At 52.6% G+C, this 270-nt stretch carries 1 pseudogene; it reads right to left on the minus strand.

Annotated elements, in window-relative coordinates:
* A pseudogene (locus Y887_RS17710) lies at positions 1–249 on the minus strand (c-type cytochrome); the annotation flags it as partial.
* Between the last annotated feature and the right edge of the window lie 21 nt (positions 250–270).

Raw genomic sequence — 270 nt, forward strand, 5'->3', positions numbered from 1 at the left:
CCCAACGCACATGGCGTTGTAGTTCCCGGCCCCGCCACGAATGAGAGCCTCGTCATCTAGATTGGGAATCTCAATGTCCTTGGACCGCGCTTCGATAGAGCGATCACGCGCCATTGAAAGGAACGCATGCACGGCTGGGTAATGAGGATCGTCAGCACCAACGTTGATCAAGCCGGAATAGGCTCCGGCTAATATTGCTGCACTACCGACAGCGCCTGCTACCACCAGGGTTGTAATTGTTTTTTTCATATCAGGCTCTAAAACCACATT

Origin of the sequence: Xanthomonas pisi DSM 18956 (assembly GCF_001010415.1) — a bacterium.
Classification (GTDB): domain Bacteria; phylum Pseudomonadota; class Gammaproteobacteria; order Xanthomonadales; family Xanthomonadaceae; genus Xanthomonas; species Xanthomonas pisi.